Raw genomic sequence first — 18,505 nt, 5'->3', positions numbered from 1 at the left:
TGCGGACGGCGACCTGAGGTCTGATGACACGAAATGAGTACTGGCGCTCGATGCGCGGCGTCAGACGAGTGGTGCGCCGGACAGGAGTGGCGCGTTCGTCGGATGCTCACTGATTTCGTTCAGAGGAATGGTGATCATGTGATCGAAGAAAAACGTATCGGAGCCCGATTCGAAGCCCCACAATTGCGATCATAGTGATCTCAAAGTGATTGACGACCAATCTGGCTCTCGCACAGGCGGATTCTGAATGTTCTACACGTCAATACACTGGGTCTGATGACCAAGACGCGCGTACAAAGCCACCCTTTTTCGGCAAACCCAGCACCCGGGCAGGTGCTGGGTTTGCCGAAAAAGGGTGGGTTTGCGCGTCAGGCCTGGCAGCGCGGGCACCAGTAGATGGATCGATCGCCGCCGGTCGACGGGATCTCGCCGCGTCTGATGATCGTCGCGCAGCGGCGGCACAGTTGTCCCTTGCGGCCGTACACCCACATTCGTCCGTTGGGTGACGTCTGGCCGGTGGTCGTCCGGGCCGAGCGCATCCGGTTGGCCCACAACAGGCGTCGGCTGAGGTCGACCATCGGACCGAGATCCACCTCGCCGACCGGGCGTGTAGGGAGAACGCCACGGAGATAACAGATCTCGCTACGGAAGACGTTGCCGACGCCGGCCATCAGCCGTTGGTCGAGGAGTGCCGCGCCGATGGTCTGCTCCGGGTCGGCGGCGAGGCGTCGGATCGCCTCCTCGCGGTCGAAGTCGTCGGCCAGCAGGTCCGGGCCCAGGTAGGCGAGGGCAGCGTCCGGGTCGGCGAGCAGTTCGAGCGTGCCGAGGTCGAAGCCGACGGCCTCGGTGTCGTCGGTGCGGAGGACGACGCGCGCCTGATAGGCGGGGCGGCGCCACTTCTGGCCCCGGCGATGGACGTGCCAGACACCTTCCATCTTCAGATGCGAATGGATGCTGAGCGCGTCGCCCGCACCGGGCTCGCTCTCGCCGACGTCGATGAGCAGATGCTTGCCCCGCGACCGGACGGAGACGACGGTCCGTCCCGACAGGTCCGACGTCGCCAGCGACGGGATGCGGAACTGCGTCGACGTGAGGGTTCGTCCCTCGAGCCCCTGGCGTAACCGGGCGGCCGCGGCGAAGACGGTGTCGCCCTCAGGCATGGGTTCCGTACCGGAGTCGGATGCCGCGCGGCGTCGTGGCGAACCCGGCCTCGACGAGGACCTTCCCGAAATCGGTGGCGCGCACCGGCTCTGAGTCGATCTGGTCGATCGTCAGCCGGGAGATGCGACCGGCGCGCACCAGGGCCACCAGCGCGCCGGCGGCGGATTCGAGCGAGGGGATCGAGTCGGTGAACGTCAGCAGCGTCTTGCCGCCACGTTCGACGAAGCACACGAGTTCGCCGTCGACGAGCACCACCAGTGCGCCGGGTTTGCGGCCCGGGCGGTGTCCGGCGTCGGCGTCGCGGGATCGGGGCCACTCCAGCGCCGCGCCGTACGGGTTGGCCGGGTCGGTCGCGGCGAGGATGGTCGCCTCGCGGGGTGGCTTGCGGTCGGGGAGGGCGTGACGCCGCAACTCGTCGACGGTGGCCGGGGAGGCGAACTGCGCGCCGCCGAGGCCGTCGACGTAGTAGCCGCGACGGACCTGTCCGTTGTCCTCGAAGACGGTGAGCGCCTTGTAGACCCGGGCGAATCCGCCGGCCACCTCCTCGGCGACGACGCTGCCGCGCGTGATCACGCCGTAGCGCGTGAGCAGTTGGTCGCACAGTGCCTGTGTGGCGATGGTCGAGTCGATCTCGGGTCGGTCCAGTGCGAACCAGCGTCCGCTCGCGGTCGGCGACACCGGCGGCCCGGATGCGTGCTCGGTCAGGTAGCGCGCGGAGAGGCGACCGGCGCGGAGTCTGGGTGCGCGACCCCGGGCGCGGTGCGCGGGCGCCGACCGTGGCGTCGTCGGGTTACGCCGGGGATGCAACAGTGCGCGGACGGGCGCGAACGTGTCGTTGCTGACCTGTCCCGCCCAGACCAGGTCCCAGAGTGCTGACTCGATGTCCGCGGCCGGCGTCGTGGTGCCGGTGCTGATGTCCCCGGCGATCTGCGGGAACCGCAGTGCGCCACCGGGTTGGAGTGCCGTGGTGATCGCGTCGTGCACGGCGGTGGTGTCGATCGTGTCGGCCTCGGCGATGGTGAACGCGGCCACGTCGGCAGGGTGCAGGGCCACCCAGCCGTCGGCGTTGCCGATGCGGCCGTGCCCCGACCAGACGACCTCGCCGCTGCTCAGCAGCTCGTCGAGCATGGACGGGGCATAGTCGGAGACACGTGCGGGCAGGATCAGCGACTCCCAGGCCGACGCCGGCAGCGGGTACCCGGCCAGCTGGTCGATGACGGTCGCGACGCCGTCGACGCCACGCAGCTGGGTGCCGGGCGAACCGTGCTGCCATTCCACGAGGAAGCGGGTGAGTACCTCGGTGCCGACCGGTGCGACCTCGGCCCGGCTCGCGGCGAGCGACCCGCGGCGGATCTGACCGAGGACGTCGGTGTGACACCACTGGGTGGTCGGTGCCGCGCCCTGCGCCGGATCGGCGGTGCCGGTCTCGGGCAGAAAATCGCCTTCGACGACGCGCCGTTCCGCGGCCAGGCGGGCCAGGGTGTCGCGGACGACCGCGGTGGCGATGCCGAGGGACGCCGCGGCGTCGGTGACGGTGAACGGCCCGTGGGTCCGGGCGTAGCGCCCGATGAGGTCGCCGACGGGGTCGGGTACCGGTTCGAGGTAGGCGGCCGGGATGCCCATCGGCGCCGGGACCCCGAGTGCGTCGCGCAGCCGTGCGGTGTCGTCGATCGACGCCCACAGGGCGCGCCGGTTGTGGTTGATCGAGATGATCTGTCCGCTGCGGTGCAGGTCGGCCAGCACCTCGGCCACTGCTGCTTCTCCCCGGTATCTTTCCTCCACCTCTTCGGTGGTCAGGGGGCCGAGCCAGCGGAGCAGGTCGACGACGTCCTCGGCGTCACGCGCCTGCCGCTCGGGGGACAGACGCTGCAGACGGGCGATGACCTCGGCGATGACACCGGGATCGAGCAGTTCGCGGAGGTCGACGCGGCCGAGCAGCTGTGCGAGGAGGCTGGTGTCGAGGGACAGTGCGGCCGCCCGACGTTCGGCGAGCGGCGCGTCGTCGGCATACATGAAGGCGCCGACGTAGCCGAACAGCAGCGACGCCGCGAACGGCGACGGACTCGGGGTCTCGGTCTCCACGACCCGGATGCGGCGCGACCGGATGCGGCCGAGCAGATCGAGCAGTGCCGGGAGGTCATACACGTCCTGAAGACACTCGCGAACCGCTTCCAGAACGATCGGGAAGTCCGGGAATTTCGATGCGACGGAAAGCAATTGGGCGCTGCGCTGGCGCTGCTGCCAGAGCGGCGCGCGCCGACCGGGATCCCGACGGGGCAGAAGCAGTGCGCGCGCGGCACATTCGCGGAACCGAGAGGCGAACATCGACGAGTCGGCAAGACCGTCGGTCACGAGCTGTTCGACCTCGTCTGGATCGAGGAGGAAGACGTCGGCACCCGGGGGCGCGTCGTCGGTGTCGGGGAGACGCAGGATGATCCCGTCGTCGGACGCGGTGGTGGCGCCCTCGATCCCCAGCGTCGCGAGGAGTCGTTGGGAGATGGCGCTCGCCCACGGCGCGTGGACGCGCAGACCGTAGGGCGAGTGCAGGATGACGCGCCAGTCGCCGAGTTCGTCGCGGAATCGTTCGACGACGAGTGTCCGGTCGGTGGGGAGGTGCCCGGTCGCCTCGCGTTGTTCGGCGATGAGGGTGGCGAGGTTGGTGCGCGCGTTCTCGGTGAGTCCGAGACGCTCGGCATGGGTGTCGAGCTTGCCGGGATCGGCGATGGCCCCGGTGAAAGCGCCGATCGCCGCACCGAGTTCGGCGGGACGCCCGATGGCGTCGCCGATCCAGAACGGCAGTCGGCCGGGTTGGCCGAATGCGGGCGACACCAGGACGCGGTCGTGGGTGATGTCCTCGATGCGCCAGCTGGTCGCGCCGAGGGCGAACACGTCGCCGACCCGCGACTCGTAGACCATCTCCTCGTCGAGTTCACCCACGCGCGTGGACTTCTCGCCGACCATGAAGACGCCGAAGAGGCCGCGGTCGGGGATCGACCCGCCGGAGGTCACGGCGAGGCGTTGGGCGCCTCGGCGTCCCGTGATCACGCCCGCGTCGCGGTCCCAGTTGACCCGCGGCCGCAGTTCGGCGAACTCGTCTGAGGGGAAGCGCCCGGCGATGAGGTCGAGTGTCGCGTCGAAGACACCGCGTCCGAGATCGTGGTAGGGCGCCGCCCGACGCACGACCTCGTACCAGTGGTCGACGTCGAGGTCGTCGACGGCGGCGGCTGCGATGGTCTGCTGCGCGAGGATGTCGAGGGGGTTCTGGGGAACCTTGATCTCCTCGATCGCGCCGTCGAGCATGCGGCCGACGGTGACCGTGCAGTGCAGCAGGTCGGTGCGGTGTTTGGGGTAGAGGATGCCCTGGCTGATCTCGCCGACCTGGTGGCCCGCGCGACCGATGCGCTGCAGGCCGCTGGCCACCGACGGCGGCGCCTCGACCTGGATCACCAGATCCACCGCGCCCATGTCGATGCCGAGTTCGAGCGAACTGGTCGCCACGACGCAGGACAGGCGACCGGCCTTGAGGTCGTCCTCGATCTGAGCGCGCTGCTCCTTGCTCACCGAGCCGTGGTGCGCCCGCGCGAGGACGGCCTCGGCGCCGGAGCTCGCGCCGCTGCCCATCACGAACGCGGGAGCCCCGCCCGCGACCGTCGGGTTGGCGGTGGCCTCGGCTGGGACACCCTGCCGCTCGGCGTGGATCTCGTTGAGCCGGGCGGTCAGTTTCTCGGCGAGGCGCCGGGAGTTCGCGAACACGATCGTCGCCCGGTTGGCCTCGATCTGGTCGACGATCGACGCCTCCACATACGGCCACAGCGATCCGGCCGTGGGGGAGAAGGCGTCGTCGAGTTCGGCGGAATCCGCGCCCTCGGGGCCGGGTGCCGGCGGGATGTTCGCCATGTCCTCGACCGGCACGTCGACGCGGAGATCGAAGGTCTTGTCGGCCTTGGGCTTGACCACCTGGCAGGGCGCCGACCCGGAGAGGAACCCGGCGACCACCTCGGGTGGCCGGACGGTCGCGGACAATCCGATCCGCTGGGCGGGCTTGTCGAGGAGCTCGTCGAGGCGTTCGAGGGTGAGTGCGAGGTGCGTGCCCCGCTTGGTCGCGGCGACCGCGTGGACCTCGTCGACGATGATCGCCTCCACGTCGGTGAGGCTCTCCCGTGCCGCGGAGGTCAGCATGAGGTACAGCGACTCCGGCGTGGTGATCAGGATGTCGGGAGGGGTCTTCACCAGCGCGCGGCGGTCGGCGGCCGAGGTGTCGCCGGAGCGGACGCCGACCGTGATGTTCGGCTCGGGGAGGTCGAGTTCCTGCGCCGCGCGGGTGATCCCGGTGAGCGGTGCGCGAAGGTTGCGCTCGACGTCGACGGCGAGGGCCTTGAGCGGAGAGATGTAGACGACCTTGGTACCCGGGCGGCGCTCACCGGCGTCGGCGGCGAGCCGGTCGAGCGCCCACAGGAATGCCGCGAGGGTCTTGCCGGAGCCGGTCGGGGCGATGACGAGGGTGTTCGCTCCGTCGGCGATCGAGGTCCAGGCGCCCTTCTGGGCTGCGGTCGGCTTGGTGAACGCTCCCGTGAACCATCGCCGGGTGGGGGCGGTGAATCGATCGAGAACAGAGGGGCGGGGCATCTATCCACTATGTCTCACATGTGTGACAGGTCGGGGTATACAGTCGACACACGCCTGTACGGGGAATCCGGTGAGAATCCGGAACGGTCGCGCCACTGTGAACGCCGACTCGGGGACGCGGTCGAGGGATTCGACGGTGCCCCAGAGAAGACGTGAGTCAGGATGCCGTGCCGGCGGTATCTGATCCACAACTCTCCGACGCGAGATCGGCGAAAGGACAATCCCATGACGGGTCCCCGTACGTCCGAAGCAGTCACACCCTCTCCGCGCGCCTTGGCGGTACCGAATCTCTCGGTCGCGAGCGCAGCGCTCTGGCTGAGCCTCACGGTCCTCCTGGCCGGGCTCGCCTACTATTTCCTCGGCTACGACCAGGGGGTCGTGTCGGTGTTCGGCGAGAACACCTACGTGCACGAATTCGTGCACGACTCCCGCCATTTCCTCGGCTTTCCCTGCCACTGAGTCGGCCTGATACCGAAACGGCAGGGACAAGTTCACATGGAGAAGAAATTCATCGGCGCAGGTCTGCTCTCGGGCCTGATCGCCGGCATCATCTCGTTCGTCTTCGCGCGGTTCTATCTCGAACCCGTGGTGTCGAAGGCCGTCGACTACGAGGCCGAGCGCTCGGAAGCCGAAGAGGCGCTGGCACACGCCGGCGGCGGGCATTCCCACGGCGAGGGCGGCGAGGTCTTCACCCGCGCGATGCAGGAGAATCTCGGCGCCGGGGTCGGCAACCTGGTGTTCGCCCTGTGCATGGGGGCGTTCGTCGCGGTTGCCTTCACCGTGCTGTGGAGCCATCTGGGCAACCGGTACCCGGCCACCGACGCACGCGCAGTCGCCGGGGCCCTCGGGGCGATCGGGTTCGTCGCCGTGTTCGGTGTGCCGTTCTTCGCGTACCCGGCCAATCCGCCCGCGGTCGGGGACGACGACACGATCGGGGAACGGACGGGTGCATTCCTGACCGTCACCATCGCGTCGGTCGTGCTGATGATCGTGGCCGTCGTTCTCGCGCTGTGGCTGCGGCCGCGGATCGGCGGACTGGTGTCGGCCGTGGTGGGCGGCGCCGCGTACGTGATCGCGGTCGGCATCACCATCGCACTACTGCCGACGTTCAGCGAGGTGCCGGAGCCGGTGCGCAACGACGCCGGCCAGATCGTGTTCTCCGGCTTCCCCGCGGACGTCGTCGCCGACTTCCGCGTGTACACGATCACCAACCAGGTCATCCTCTGGACGGTGCTGACGGTGACCTTCGCGCTGATCCTCGGCGCGATGGCGCGGTCGGAGAGCCCGGCCACCTCCCGGACGGTCGACGCCGCCCAGAGCTGAGCGCCTCGATTCATGCAGATCATCACCGCCGGGCGCACCGGTCCCAATCGATCGGTGCGCTTCGGCGGTGAAGCGCCCCTCGACGACCGCGGTCGCCGCGACATCGAAGCGTTGGCGGCGTCGGTCGTCGGGGCCCTGACCTTCTGTGGGCCGGAACCCGCGACACTCGAGAGCGTCCGGCTCCTGGGCGGTCGGCCCGAGATCGACGAGGAACTCCGCACGCTCGACGTCGGAACCTGGGCGGGATCGGCGCCCGAGGAGATCGATCCTCGCGAGCTGGCGGTCTTCTTCACCGACCCGGCGGCCCGGCCCCACGGCGGCGAGAGCGTCGAGGAGTTCGTGCGGCGGGTGCACGACCGGCGCAACACCCTCAACGTCGACGTGGCGACGGTCGTCGTGGCGATGCCTGTTGCGCAGGCACTTCTGTGTGACGACGCCGCGGGGTACTTCCGGGTCGAGGTCCGGCCGGCGACCTCCTACTTCTGGCCGGCCCTGAGAATTCGCCCTGAAGAAACAGATTCAAGAGGACGTACCTAGACATCGCGAGTGACTCCTGACACAGTTGAGTCGGCAAAACTGAAACGTGTTCGCCCCCGGCGGGCACTGTCTGGGGAGAGTGACGATGTTCGAGTGGTCCGAAGAAGATCTGATGGTGCGGGACGCGTTGCGTGCGTTCATCGACAAGGAGATCCGACCACATCTCGACGAGCTCGAGTCCGGCGTGCTGCCTCCGTACGACATCACCCGTAAGTTGCTCTCGACCTTCGGGGTCGATGCGATGGCCAAGGACGCTCTCGAGAAGGAACTCGAGGCAGAGGCCAACGGGGAGAAGAAGAAATCATCCGGCGACGGCGGCGGTATGAGCGGCTCGATGTTCATGATGGTCAACATCGAGCTCGCGGGCGTGTGTCTGGGACTCGTCGCCTCGCTCGGTGTGAGCATGGGTCTGACCGCCTCGACGATCCGCGGCAAGGGCACGCTCGCTCAGAAGAAGCGCTGGCTGCCGGAGCTGGTCACGATGGAGAAGGTCGGCGCCTGGGCCATCACCGAACCCGATTCGGGCTCCGACGCTCTCGGCGGCATGAAGACCACCGTCCGCCGCGACGGTGACGACTACATCCTCAACGGCCAGAAGACGTTCATCACCAACGGTCCGTACGCCGACACCATCGTCGTGTTCGCGAAGCTCGACGACGGCAGCGGCACCCCCATGCGCGACCGCAAGGTGCTGTCCTTCGTCCTCGACAAGGGCATGCCGGGCCTCACGCAGGGTAAGCCGTTCAAGAAGATGGGCATGATGAGCTCGCCCACCGGTGAGCTGTTCTTCGACAACGTGCGGGTCGGCAAGGATCGTCTGCTCGGCGAGACCGAGGACACCGGTCAGGATTCGCGCGGCTCCGAAGGCGCCAAGGCCGGTTTCACCGCCGAACGCGTCGGCATCGCCGCGCTCTCGCTGGGCATCATCAACGAGGCCCAGCGGCTGTCGATCGACTACGCCAAGACTCGCAAGCTGTGGGGCCAGGAGATCGCGCAGTTCCAGCTCATCCAGCTCAAGCTCGCCGAGATGGAGATCGCCCGCATCAACGTGCAGAACATGCTCTTCAGCGCGATCGAGCGCGGCAAGGCGGGCAAGCCGCTGAGCCTTTCGGAGGCGTCGGCGATGAAGCTCTACTCGTCGAAGGCCGCCACCGACGTCGCGATGGAAGCCGTTCAGCTGTTCGGCGGCAACGGCTACATGGCCGAGTACCGGGTCGAGCAGCTTGCGCGAGATGCCAAGTCGCTCATGATCTACGCCGGCAGCAACGAGATCCAGGTGACCCACGTCGCCAAGGGGCTGCTGCGCGGCTGACGTTCACGTTTCATAGCTCGAAACCGCGCCCAGCGCGGTTTCGAGCTATGAAACGGATCGTTGAGCGGGACGGATCACGATCTCGAGGACGAGCAGGGCGATGAGACCGCACAGAACGATCAGCAGCACCACCAGGCCGGTGGGGTAGTTCCAGAACATCAGCAGCACCGCGGCGACGCCGACGATCGCGGCGCGAAGAGCGACGCGTCCGCGGTAGACCGCCGACTCGAAGGTGTTCGGGGGTCGCGATTTCCGTAGATTCTGCAGCGAGTCGAGTCCGCGGGAGAATCCGTGGCGGACCGCGACGGCCGACGCGGAGCCACCGACCAGGAAGGCGCCGATCGCCACCACGAGCCCCAGAACCGCGACGGCGCACAAGGCGAGCCGCAACGGTTGGGTGACCGTGTCGGCGATGGCTGCTGCGGCGTCCGGGGACAGGATGTCGGGCGGTATGTCGTCGAGATACAGTGCGCGCGCGACGATCAGCGCGACGGCGAGCGTCAGCATGGCGAGTACCAGCGAGAGGCCGACCACTGAGAATGCCCGCAGGCGCCGACCCCGCGGTGCGACGGCTACGGCGGCCAACGCGCAGGCGATCGTGAGCCAAGGCAGCACGTCGGCGGCGGTGTCGAGTGCCGAGACCGCGCGTTGCGCCTTGACCAGTTCGGGTGAGCGGAACAGGACGAATTGCTTGTCGACCGCTGGGATCTTCTCGGCGAAGCTGAACCCGCGGTCCAGAAGTCGGGCCTTGACGTTGTCGATCACCGTCCCCAGGGCGATGCTCACAGTTCCTGAGTCGTCGACGGTCACCGAGGACGGACCGGCGTCACCGGTGACCACGGCGACGAGGGCGGTGTGCCCCCGACGATTCGCCTCCACCCACAGGGTCTCGAACTGATCGCTCTCGACCAGGGACGACACCGTCTGCTCGACGAAGCTGCGGGCCTGACCGGCGAGGACGGGCGCCAATCCGTCGACTGCACGATCCACGCGGGGGGCGTTCTCGGTGGCGGGAACGGCATCGGTCAGCGCGTTGAGGGCGGTGGCGGTCAGCTCCTCGACGTCGATCCGGTTGAAGATCTCGTCGGTGACGGTGTCGGTGATCTCCTGTTGCAACGCCGGTTCGGAGGCAAGAGGGGAAACCATCGTCAGATAGCGGTCGGTGTCGAGCAGCTCCCCACGGACGTAGCGGGACGTCACCGACGCGATTGCCAGCAGGGCGACGAGGACACACAGCACACCTACCGCGAACCAGCGCCAACCCGACCGCCGTGTCTCGGTGTCGCGCGGTGGGGTCGTGCCGGCTGCGGCGCGCAGTGCGGCCACCTCGGCGCGCAGCCGCTCTAGCTCAGCGCGTTCGGAGGTGGTGAGCGCCGCGGAATCCCCGGGCTGATCCTTGGCAGGCCCGGGGATCTCCGTATTCACGGATGGCGCCGATCGGTGTCAGTACTCGGCTCTGGGGTTCCAGGTCGACACGGCCCAGATGACCACCACGTCGAGCGCGATGACCAGGATCGACCACCACGGGTAATAGGGCAGCCACAGGAAGTTGGCGATGATCGACAGGCCGGCGATCACGATGGCGGTGAATCGGGCCCAACCCGCCCCGCCGACGAGGCCGGCACCGACGATGATCGCGATGGCTCCGAGCACGATGTGAATCCAGCCCCACGTCGTGAAGTCGAATTTGTAGACGTATTCGACGCCGCGGATGAACACCTCGTCTTCGGCGACCGCGGCGATTCCCTGGGCGAGTTGGACGACTCCGACGACGATCAGGATGATCGCGGCGCCGATGGACGTCCCCGCGGCGATTCCCTGCTTGGCAGACAGGGTTCCGCGCTCTTCTCCGGGTGCAGTGTGTGTCATGACGCCCTCCTCTGGACTGTGGACAGTGAGGAGTGTGCGACTCGGCGAGATGAATTCGCAGGACTTCCGGAGAACTGTTCGGTATCTGGTCCCGAAATGCACTCTCAAATGAAATGAGTTGGGTGCCGATTCGTGAGGAAACGAGACTCGGGTTCACCGATCATTTGTCGGGTGTTTGTCACACCATTACGTCGGTGCTTTCTCAACGGCTTCGGGATGCGTGAGACGCCAGATCCGGTCTCGCGACATCGGTGTCTCGTACGGACGGACGTCGAGGGCCCGGTGGATGGCGTTGGCCAATGCGGGGGCCACCGGGTTGAAGGGTGACTCCGACATCGACTTCGCGCCGAAAGGACCGAGTTGGTCAGCGGTTTCGGCGAAGTACACCTCGGTGAACGGGATGTCCGCCATCTGGGGGACACGGTAGGTGCGGAACACCTTGGTCACGGGGGATCCGTTGTCGAGCATGATCTCCTCGAAGAGGGCCGCGCCGATACCCTGTGCGACACCGCCTTCGACCTGACCGCGGCACTGCTCGGGGTTCATCACGGTGCCGGCGTCGGATGCGTGGACCGACTGCAGGATGGCGACTGCGCCGGTCTCGGTGTCGACCGCGACACGGAACGCCTGCACATCGAATGCGATGGAACGCATCTCGCCCCGTTCCTCGCCCGTGGCAACGGCGCGCGGACCGTCCGGATACCGCACACGATGACCGTCGTCGACCGCGTCGATCAGGTCCCGGAAACCGATCAGCCGGCCGCCGGCCACCGCGCCGTCGGGGCGCAGTTCGACGTACTCGGGGTCGACGCCGGTGAGTCGGCTCGCCGCCTCGACGAGGGTGTCGCGGAGCGCGAGGCTCGCGCCGTGCACGGCCTTTCCGGCGACGGTGGTACCCGCGGAGGCGAACGCGCCGGTGTCGTGGGGTACGGCGTCGGTGTCCCCGTGCCAGAGCGAGACCCGGGCCGGATCGGTCGACAGCGCCGACGCCACGATCTGCGTGTGCACCGTGGTGGTGCCGTTGCCGAACTCGCAGGTGCCGACGCCGACGTGGTAGGTGCCTGCGGAGTCGACAGCGACCGTGACATCGGCGAAATGACCACGCGGGGCCATCGTGGCGATCGCGGAGATCGCCATCCCCTCACCGACCCGCCACCGCGGACCGGGCGGGACGACGGCGCCGTTGCCCCGGCGCAGAGCGGATTCGGCGAGGTCCAGGCACTGGTCGAGACCGTAACTGCCGTACACCAGATCGATCTCGGGGTCGGGGCGGGCGATGAGGAGCGGATCGCCGTCCGCGACGGCATTGCGTCGCCGGAGTTCGAAGGGGTCGATGCCGAGTCGGACCGCGAGTTCGTCCATCGCCGACTCGACCGCGAAGATCACCTGTCCGAGGCCGTAACCGCGGAAGGCACCCGACGGCGGGTTGTTGGTGTAGACGGCCTCGGCGTCGATCCTCTTGACCGGGCAGTTGTACACCGAGACCGATTCGGCGCACGCATGGAACATGACGCCGATCGCGTGGTTGCCGTATGCGCCGGTGTCGGAGAGCATGTCCACACGGAGGGCGGTGAGCCGGCCGTCGTCGTCGGCGCCGAGATCCACGGTCACCCGCATCGGGTGGCGGTAGGTCGTTCGTGTCATCTCGTCGGTGCGGGTCATCTCGTACACGCAAGGGCGACCGGTACGCAGGGTGGCGACCGCGGCGAGATCCTCGGTCAGCATCTCCTGTTTGCCGCCGAAACCACCGCCGACGCGGCCGCTGAACACCCGGACCTTCTCGGCCGGAAGATCGAGGAGTCGCGCGAGTTCGTCGCGCACCAGGAACGGGACCTGTGTGCTCGTACGGACGACCAGACGGCCGGTGGCATCGGTCCAGGCGATCGAACCGTGGGTCTCCAACTGGGCGTGGGTGACCCGTCCGGTGCGCCAGGTGCCGTGCACGGTCGTCGACGATGCGGCCAGTGCCTCGTCGACGTCGCCGCCGAACCCCTCGTGGAAGGTCGCGACGATGTTCTGATCGGCCGCCACCACACGGTCTTCGGGGGTGCGGTCGGGATGGAGAACCGGGGCCCCGGGGGCGCGTGCCTCCTCGGGGTCGAAGACCGCGGGCAGTTCCTCGTAGTCGACGCGGATCAGCGCCGCGGCCCGTTCCGCGATCCCCGGGGTCGCCGCGACAACCGCTGCGACGCGTTGACCGATGAAACGCACGACCGGATCGAAGACCAGTGTGTCGTCGGGGTCTTCGAGCCGGTTCTGGTGACGTCCCGTGGAAAACCTTGGCGTCGAGACATTTTCGTGGGTGAGAATCGCCTCCACGCCGGGGAGGGCGGACGCGTCGCTCGTGTCGATCGACCGGATTCGTGCATGCGCGTGCGGCGAACCGAGTACGTGGATGTGAAGTGCGTCGTCGACGGGGACGTCGAAGGTGTACGCCTCGGTGCCGGTCACGACGCGTCGGGCCGCGGGCGGGCACACCGAAGTGCCGACGCCCGTGCCGCTGTCCTCGGCCCCGACTCCGTCCGGGTGGGGCGGAGCGGGTGCCACGGCGTTGCCGATCGCGTCCCTGATCGAGCGGTACCCGGTGCAGCGGCAGATGTTCCCCTTCATCCGCCGCGGCAGATCGGGGAGGTCGTCCGGGGTGAGGGTCGAGGCGGTGACGATCATGCCTGCGGTGCAGAACCCGCACTGGAAGCCGAAGTTGTCGACGAAGGACTGCTGTACCGGGTGCAGATCGTCTGGGGTGCCGAGGCCGGCGACCGTGGTCACCGACTTCCCGGCGATGCGCTGTGCGGGGAAGATGCAGGAGTGCACGGGTTGCCCGTCGACGAGGACCGAACACGCACCGCAATCGCCTGCGTCGCAACCCTTCTTCACCTCGAAGTGGGCGTGCCGGCGCAGGAGCATCCGAAGGCATTGTCCCGCAGCCGGTTCGGCGTCGATCTTCTCGCCGTTGACCTCGAACTCCATCGTTCTATCCCGTCTCGTCGAGCTCGACGCGGATCTCCTCGGCGAGAACCGCCGACACCCCGCGACGCCAGTCTGCCGACCCGAGCGGATCGGTGTAGTAGCCGGGGGCGGTGACGATGTCGTGACGCAACCGGTCCGCAGCCGGCGGATGGGGGTACCGCAGTACCGTGGGCCACTCGGTGGCGGCCGTGATCCCGTACACCGTGGTGCCGTCAGGATCGATGCGGCCGGTCACGACCGAGCCGGAGCGGCCGAGATCGACGAGAGCGATCTTGCGGAACCCGGTGACGGCGGCGAGCGCGTGCGCGGGGAAGTCGACCGCGCGCAGGACCTCACCCGGGCCGAGGACGTTGATGCCGTTGCCGATCACGAGATCGGCGACCGGGATGTCGCGATCGGCGCCCTCGGGATGCCAGATGTGTGCCGTCGCGTCGAGCGCGACGCCGAGGGAGACCATCGACGCCGCCGCGAAGGACCGACAGATGTTGCCGCCGACCGTGGCCATGTTCCAGATCTTGAACGACGCGAGAAGGGCGTTCGCGCACTGGGCGAACAGTGGATGGGCGCGGAAACCCGGGCGCGGTGGCAGTGCGACCAGTTCGGCGATGGTGCAGGTGGCGCCGATGCGGAGGCCGCCGTCGGGCAGGTCTTCGACCGATTGCCAACCCATTTCGCTGAGGTCGACGAGACCGGTGGTGGCCGGTTGGGGTTCGGAGAAGACCCATGTGCCGCCGGCGACCAGTTGTTCGCCGGGTGCCGGGAACACCTCGTCGCGAGAACGCGCGAATCGGTACTGGGTGACGGCGGTGAGATCCATCAGCGTGCCTTGTCGAGCAGGCGGCGGTGCTGCGTCGCTACGGCGGTGGTCATCTGTTCGGTGTCGATGGTGAGCAGGCCACCGTCGGCGACCACCTGTCGGCCCTGTACCCACGACGCCTTGATCGGTGGGATCGCTCCCAGGACCAGCGCGGCCACCGGATCGTCGATGTCGCAGTGAGCGACGGTGGACAGATCCCACAGTACGAGGTCGGCGAGCTTCCCGGGTTCGATCGATCCGATCTCGTCCTCCCGGCCCAGCACCCGCGCACCCCCGCGGGTCGCGAGGTCGAGAGCGGTGCGGGTGGTCAGCGCAGTCGGGCCGCCGCGCGCGCGGGCCATGAGGACGGCCTGATGCGCCTCCTCGAGCAGTCGTGCGGACTCGTTCGACGCCGCCCCGTCGACCCCCAGTCCGACCGGCACCCCGGCGTCGACGAGATCCCGGGTGCGACAGATTCCGTTGCCCAGACGGGCATTCGAGGTGGGGCAGTGGGCGACGCCGGTCGAGGTGGCGGCCAGGCGGGCGATCGCCGCGTCGTCGAACTCCACTCCGTGCGCGAACCACACGTCGGGGCCGACCCATCCGACCGACTCCATGTACTCCAGCGGCGTCGAACCGAAATGTTCTGCGCAGTAGGTGTTCTCGTCGACGGATTCGGCGAGGTGCGTGTGCATGCGGACGCCGAGTTCGCGGGCGAGGATCGCTGATTCGCGAAGTAGGTCGGTGGTGACGGAGAAAGGCGAACACGGCGCGAGCGCGATCCGCAACATCGAGTCGCGGGACGGATCGTGCCACCGCGCAACGGCATCGGCACTGGCGGCGAGGATCTCGTCGATCGTCTGGACGACGGTGTCCGGGGGTAGTCCGCCGTCCTTCTCCGACAGGTCCATCGATCCGCGGGTGGGATGGAAACGCAGCCCGATCTCGCCGGCGGCGGCGATCTCGGCCCCGAGTAGATCGCCACCCTCGCGCGGGAACACATAGTGGTGGTCGGTGGTCGTCGTACATCCCGACAGCGCGAGTTGGGTCAGCCCGCCCAGGGCGGCGGCATGCAGGGCCTCTTCGTCGATCCCGGCCCAGATCGGGTAGAGCGTGGTGAGCCACTGGAACAGCGTGTGATCGGCCGCCAGGCCCCGCGTGATCCACTGGTAGAGGTGATGGTGCGTGTTCACCAGCCCCGGCGTGAGGACGCATCCGCGGCCGTCGACGCGAACGGCGTCTCCGGCGTCGATCGGCTCGGTGGACACCGCGACGATCGTCGAACCCTCGATGAGCACCGACGCGCGGGGCAGCTCCCGACGCTGCGCGTCGACGGTGAGGACGGAGGCGTTCTCGATGAGCGTCGCTGAGGGCACGGCGTCACGCTACGTGGATCGGACGGCCCGCGCATCTCGATGTGCCGGTCGTTGCAGACGGGGGACCGCGATCGGCGAGGTCCGGTGTCACACCTGGGTTTCGGTGAGTCCGCGCCGCGCCGGGATGGCCAGTGCGACCACCGTGGCGACCACGCAGGTGGCCAGCGCGATACCGGCGGCCCACAGGTAGCCGTCGCTCGCCGGAACCGCGATCGTCGAACCACCGGGGCCGGCGACGGCGATCATCGACCACGTCAGGAGCATGCCGACGACCGCGGATGCGGTGGAGGTGCCGATGATCCGCATCAGGGCGTTGACACCGTTCGACTCGCCGGTCTGCTCGACGCTCACCGACTGCATGATGAGTGCGGGCATCGCGGAGTAGGCGATGCCCAGGCCGGCGCCGATGCAGCAGGCGATGACCAGCATGTGGATCCAGGTGAGCGACCAGGGGCCGGTCAGACCCACGATGAAGACGATGTACCCGACGCCGATGATGACGCCACCGAGCGCGAGGGAGATCCGCGCGCCGAAGATGGCGTTGATCCGTCCGCTGATGTGCGAGAACACGAACATCACCAGACCGCTCGGCGCGAGGATCAGGCTCGCATGGACCATGTCGTAGCCGAAACCGTTGGGACTGTTGGTCGGCGCCATGAGCAACTGGATCGGGATGAGCTGCATCGCGTAGAAGGCGAAGCCGGTGGCGATCGAGGCCAGGTTGGTGAGGAGCAGAGGGCGCTCGCCGAGGATTCGGAGATCGATCAGCGGGTTGTCTCGACGGAGTTCGACGAATCCCCAGACGGCGAGCAGCACCACGAACCCGGCGAAGCAACCGAGGGTGAGCGGGTTGCCCCAGCCCCACACCGCGCCCTTCGACAGCGGCAGCAGGAGGCAGATCAGCACGCCGGTCAGCCCGATCGCGCCGAGGAAGTCGAAGCGCCCGCCCGATGAGGGCGTGGTCGACGGGACGGTGAGAGCGACGCCCACCGCCGCAAGGGTCGACGCCGCCGCACAGGACCAGAACAGGGCGTGCCAGCTGACGTGCTGCGCGATCGCCGCGGCGAACGGCAGACCGAGGGCGCCGCCGATGCCGAGGGAGGCGCTCATCGTGCCGACGGCCGAGCCGAGGTAGCGCGCCGGGACGATGTCGCGCATGACACTGATCCCCAGGGCCACGATGCCGAACCCGAGGCCCTGGAGTCCGCGCCCGAGGATGAAGACCGGGAGCGAGGTCGCGAGCGCACAGGCGACGGAGCCGAGTGCGACGAAGCCGAGGCTGCCCAGGATGGCGAGCCGTTTGCCGTACATGTCGCCGATCCGGCCGCCGATCGGGGTGGCGACGGCGCCCACCAGCAGGGTGATGGTGATGGCCCAGGTGGTGTTGGACGCGTCGGCCTTCAGCAGGGTCGGCAGCTGCGGGATGAGCGGGACGATGATCGTCTGCATCAGGGCGACGACGATGCCGGCCAGGCAGAGCACCGCGACCGCCGCACGGGGATGCGTGTGCTCGTCGCCCGCCGCCGCGGACGTGTCGGGGTGCGGCTTCTCCTCGCCCTGCGATCCGTTCGTCTCGGTCCTGCTCGTCACTCGTTCATCCGGCCCGTCGTACTCATGTGTGGTTCACACCTCCGAACGGCCAGAGTATCCCGGCGTCCTCGGGAGAGAACGTTTGCGTCCCTTCCCGGGACCTTCGGGGCGTAGCGGTTTCAGCGGGCGAGCAGATCCGCGCCGGACACCAATTCGGGCCAGCGGGGCGTCACGCCGTCACCGGAGGAGATGCCGCGCACCCGCCGCATGATCCACGGCCCGAGGAAGGTGCGCGCCCACTCGGCGTTCTGTCGACGCTGTTCGCGACGGGTCAGTTCGGCGGCGGCCTCGAGCTCGACGGGGGTGATGTCGTGCTCCACACCGAGCAGATCGAGGACCTCGGCGGCCATGCGGGTGTGGCCCAGAGGAGACATGTGCAGGCGGTCGGTGTCCCACATGCGGTAATCGTCGTAACCCTTGAGTCGCCAGTAATCGAAGACGACGACGCCGTGCCGTTCGGCGACCTCGCGGAGCAGTTCGTTGTAGATGGCGATGCGGCCGCGCAGCTTGCGGAACACGGGTGCCCAGCCGGTGTCGTAGGCGGTGAAGACCACGACCGTGGCGCCCGTGGCGACCAGCTTGCCCAAGGCCTCGTCGTAGCGGGCGAGCAGCGCGTCGAGATCGATCGACGGGCGCATGATGTCGTTGCCGCCGGCGTAGAGGGTGACGAGGTCGGGGTTCATCGCGATCGCCTTGTCGAGTTGCTCGTCGATCACGGCGTCGAGCAGGCGGCCGCGGATCGCGAGGTTCGCGTAGGAGAAGTCCTCGTTCCGTGCGGCGAGCTGTTCGGCGACCCGATCGGCCCAGCCACGCAGACCGTTGGGCCGGGTCGGGTCCGTGTCACCGACGCCTTCGGTGAACGAATCCCCGAGCGCGACGAAGCGTGTGAAGCCCACGGTGTTGACCTCCCGGTCTGTCATGACTGATCCGGGGTCGACGCTAGTT

Annotated in this window: 13 protein-coding genes and 1 riboswitch; of the genes, 4 read left to right on the top strand and 9 right to left on the bottom strand. The window is 68.3% G+C overall.

Annotated elements, in window-relative coordinates:
* Positions 1 to 368: 368 nt before the first annotated feature.
* A complete protein-coding gene (locus GONAM_RS06170) occupies positions 369 to 1,160 on the bottom strand; it encodes a DNA-formamidopyrimidine glycosylase family protein (protein ID WP_006865911.1) in 792 nt (263 codons plus the stop codon).
* Positions 1,153 to 5,787, bottom strand: a complete 4,635-nt coding sequence (locus GONAM_RS06165; protein WP_006865910.1) for an ATP-dependent helicase — start codon at positions 5,785 to 5,787, stop codon at positions 1,153 to 1,155. The genes GONAM_RS06170 and GONAM_RS06165 overlap by 8 nt, the downstream gene beginning before the upstream one ends.
* Positions 5,788 to 5,797: 10 nt before the next feature.
* Positions 5,798 to 5,976: riboswitch (cobalamin riboswitch) on the top strand.
* 36 nt (positions 5,977 to 6,012) lie between these two features.
* On the opposite strand from GONAM_RS06165, the gene GONAM_RS06160 reads away from it, so the two are divergent.
* From GONAM_RS06160 to GONAM_RS06145, 4 genes are all read left to right on the top strand, one after another.
* The gene (locus GONAM_RS06160; RefSeq protein ID WP_006865909.1) at positions 6,013 to 6,246 is read left to right on the top strand and encodes a CbtB domain-containing protein; all 234 of its coding nucleotides are present in this window, start codon (positions 6,013 to 6,015) and stop codon (positions 6,244 to 6,246) included.
* Positions 6,247 to 6,282: 36 nt separating this feature from the next.
* Entirely contained in the window at positions 6,283 to 7,110 is an 828-nt protein-coding gene (locus tag GONAM_RS06155; protein ID WP_006865908.1) for a CbtA family protein, read from the top strand.
* 12 nt (positions 7,111 to 7,122) lie between these two features.
* The gene (locus GONAM_RS06150; protein ID WP_006865907.1) at positions 7,123 to 7,647 is read left to right on the top strand and encodes a histidine phosphatase family protein; all 525 of its coding nucleotides are present in this window, start codon (positions 7,123 to 7,125) and stop codon (positions 7,645 to 7,647) included.
* An 85-nt stretch (positions 7,648 to 7,732) separates the two neighbouring features.
* Entirely contained in the window at positions 7,733 to 8,959 is a 1,227-nt protein-coding gene (locus tag GONAM_RS06145; protein ID WP_039880074.1) for an acyl-CoA dehydrogenase family protein, read from the top strand.
* Between the two features lie 45 nt (positions 8,960 to 9,004).
* Here the strand turns inward: GONAM_RS06145 and GONAM_RS06140 are convergent, their stop codons facing one another.
* The 7 genes from GONAM_RS06140 to GONAM_RS06110 all read right to left on the bottom strand — a co-directional run bounded on the left by GONAM_RS06140 (position 9,005) and on the right by GONAM_RS06110 (position 18,480).
* Positions 9,005 to 10,384 carry a hypothetical protein gene (locus tag GONAM_RS06140; protein WP_006865906.1) on the bottom strand — a complete coding sequence of 460 codons (1,380 nt, stop codon included), beginning with the start codon at positions 10,382 to 10,384 and terminating at the stop codon, positions 9,005 to 9,007.
* 18 nt (positions 10,385 to 10,402) lie between these two features.
* On the bottom strand, positions 10,403 to 10,828 hold the full coding sequence (locus tag GONAM_RS06135; protein WP_006865905.1) for a DUF7144 family membrane protein: 426 nt from the start codon (positions 10,826 to 10,828) through the stop codon (positions 10,403 to 10,405).
* A 186-nt stretch (positions 10,829 to 11,014) separates the two neighbouring features.
* A complete protein-coding gene (locus GONAM_RS06130; protein WP_006865904.1) occupies positions 11,015 to 13,798 on the bottom strand; it encodes a molybdopterin-dependent oxidoreductase in 2,784 nt (927 codons plus the stop codon).
* Between the two features lie 4 nt (positions 13,799 to 13,802).
* Positions 13,803 to 14,615 carry an FAD binding domain-containing protein gene (locus GONAM_RS06125; protein ID WP_006865903.1) on the bottom strand — a complete coding sequence of 271 codons (813 nt, stop codon included), beginning with the start codon at positions 14,613 to 14,615 and terminating at the stop codon, positions 13,803 to 13,805.
* Positions 14,615 to 15,970, bottom strand: a complete 1,356-nt coding sequence (locus tag GONAM_RS06120) for an 8-oxoguanine deaminase (protein ID WP_006865902.1) — start codon at positions 15,968 to 15,970, stop codon at positions 14,615 to 14,617. The genes GONAM_RS06125 and GONAM_RS06120 overlap by 1 nt, the downstream gene beginning before the upstream one ends.
* A gap of 87 nt (positions 15,971 to 16,057) precedes the next feature.
* Positions 16,058 to 17,560, bottom strand: coding sequence for an MFS transporter (locus GONAM_RS06115; protein WP_006865901.1), 1,503 nt, complete (start codon positions 17,558 to 17,560; stop codon positions 16,058 to 16,060).
* A 119-nt stretch (positions 17,561 to 17,679) separates the two neighbouring features.
* Positions 17,680 to 18,480 (bottom strand): SGNH/GDSL hydrolase family protein, encoded by an 801-nt coding sequence (locus GONAM_RS06110; protein WP_006865900.1) that lies wholly within the window; start codon positions 18,478 to 18,480, stop codon positions 17,680 to 17,682.
* Between the last annotated feature and the right edge of the window lie 25 nt (positions 18,481 to 18,505).

This window comes from Gordonia namibiensis NBRC 108229 (assembly GCF_000298235.1).
Taxonomy (GTDB): Bacteria; Actinomycetota; Actinomycetes; order Mycobacteriales; family Mycobacteriaceae; genus Gordonia; species Gordonia namibiensis.
The sequence above is the reverse complement of the archived record's forward strand: the minus strand, read 5'-3'. Positions and strand labels throughout refer to the sequence as shown.

Bases quoted from the DNA above. Each gene is read 5' to 3' on its own strand.
- GONAM_RS06165 (WP_006865910.1), bottom strand. From the start codon at position 5,787: ATGCCCCGCCCCTCTGTTCTCGATCGATTCACCGCCCCCACCCGGCGA.
- GONAM_RS06135 (WP_006865905.1), bottom strand. From the start codon at position 10,828: ATGACACACACTGCACCCGGAGAAGAGCGCGGAACCCTGTCTGCCAAG.
- GONAM_RS06170 (WP_006865911.1), bottom strand. From the start codon at position 1,160: ATGCCTGAGGGCGACACCGTCTTCGCCGCGGCCGCCCGGTTACGCCAG.
- GONAM_RS06125 (WP_006865903.1), bottom strand. From the start codon at position 14,615: ATGGATCTCACCGCCGTCACCCAGTACCGATTCGCGCGTTCTCGCGAC.
- GONAM_RS06110 (WP_006865900.1), bottom strand. From the start codon at position 18,480: ATGACAGACCGGGAGGTCAACACCGTGGGCTTCACACGCTTCGTCGCG.
- GONAM_RS06150 (WP_006865907.1), top strand. From the start codon at position 7,123: ATGCAGATCATCACCGCCGGGCGCACCGGTCCCAATCGATCGGTGCGC.
- GONAM_RS06145 (WP_039880074.1), top strand. From the start codon at position 7,733: ATGTTCGAGTGGTCCGAAGAAGATCTGATGGTGCGGGACGCGTTGCGT.
- GONAM_RS06160 (WP_006865909.1), top strand. From the start codon at position 6,013: ATGACGGGTCCCCGTACGTCCGAAGCAGTCACACCCTCTCCGCGCGCC.
- GONAM_RS06155 (WP_006865908.1), top strand. From the start codon at position 6,283: ATGGAGAAGAAATTCATCGGCGCAGGTCTGCTCTCGGGCCTGATCGCC.
- GONAM_RS06130 (WP_006865904.1), bottom strand. From the start codon at position 13,798: ATGGAGTTCGAGGTCAACGGCGAGAAGATCGACGCCGAACCGGCTGCG.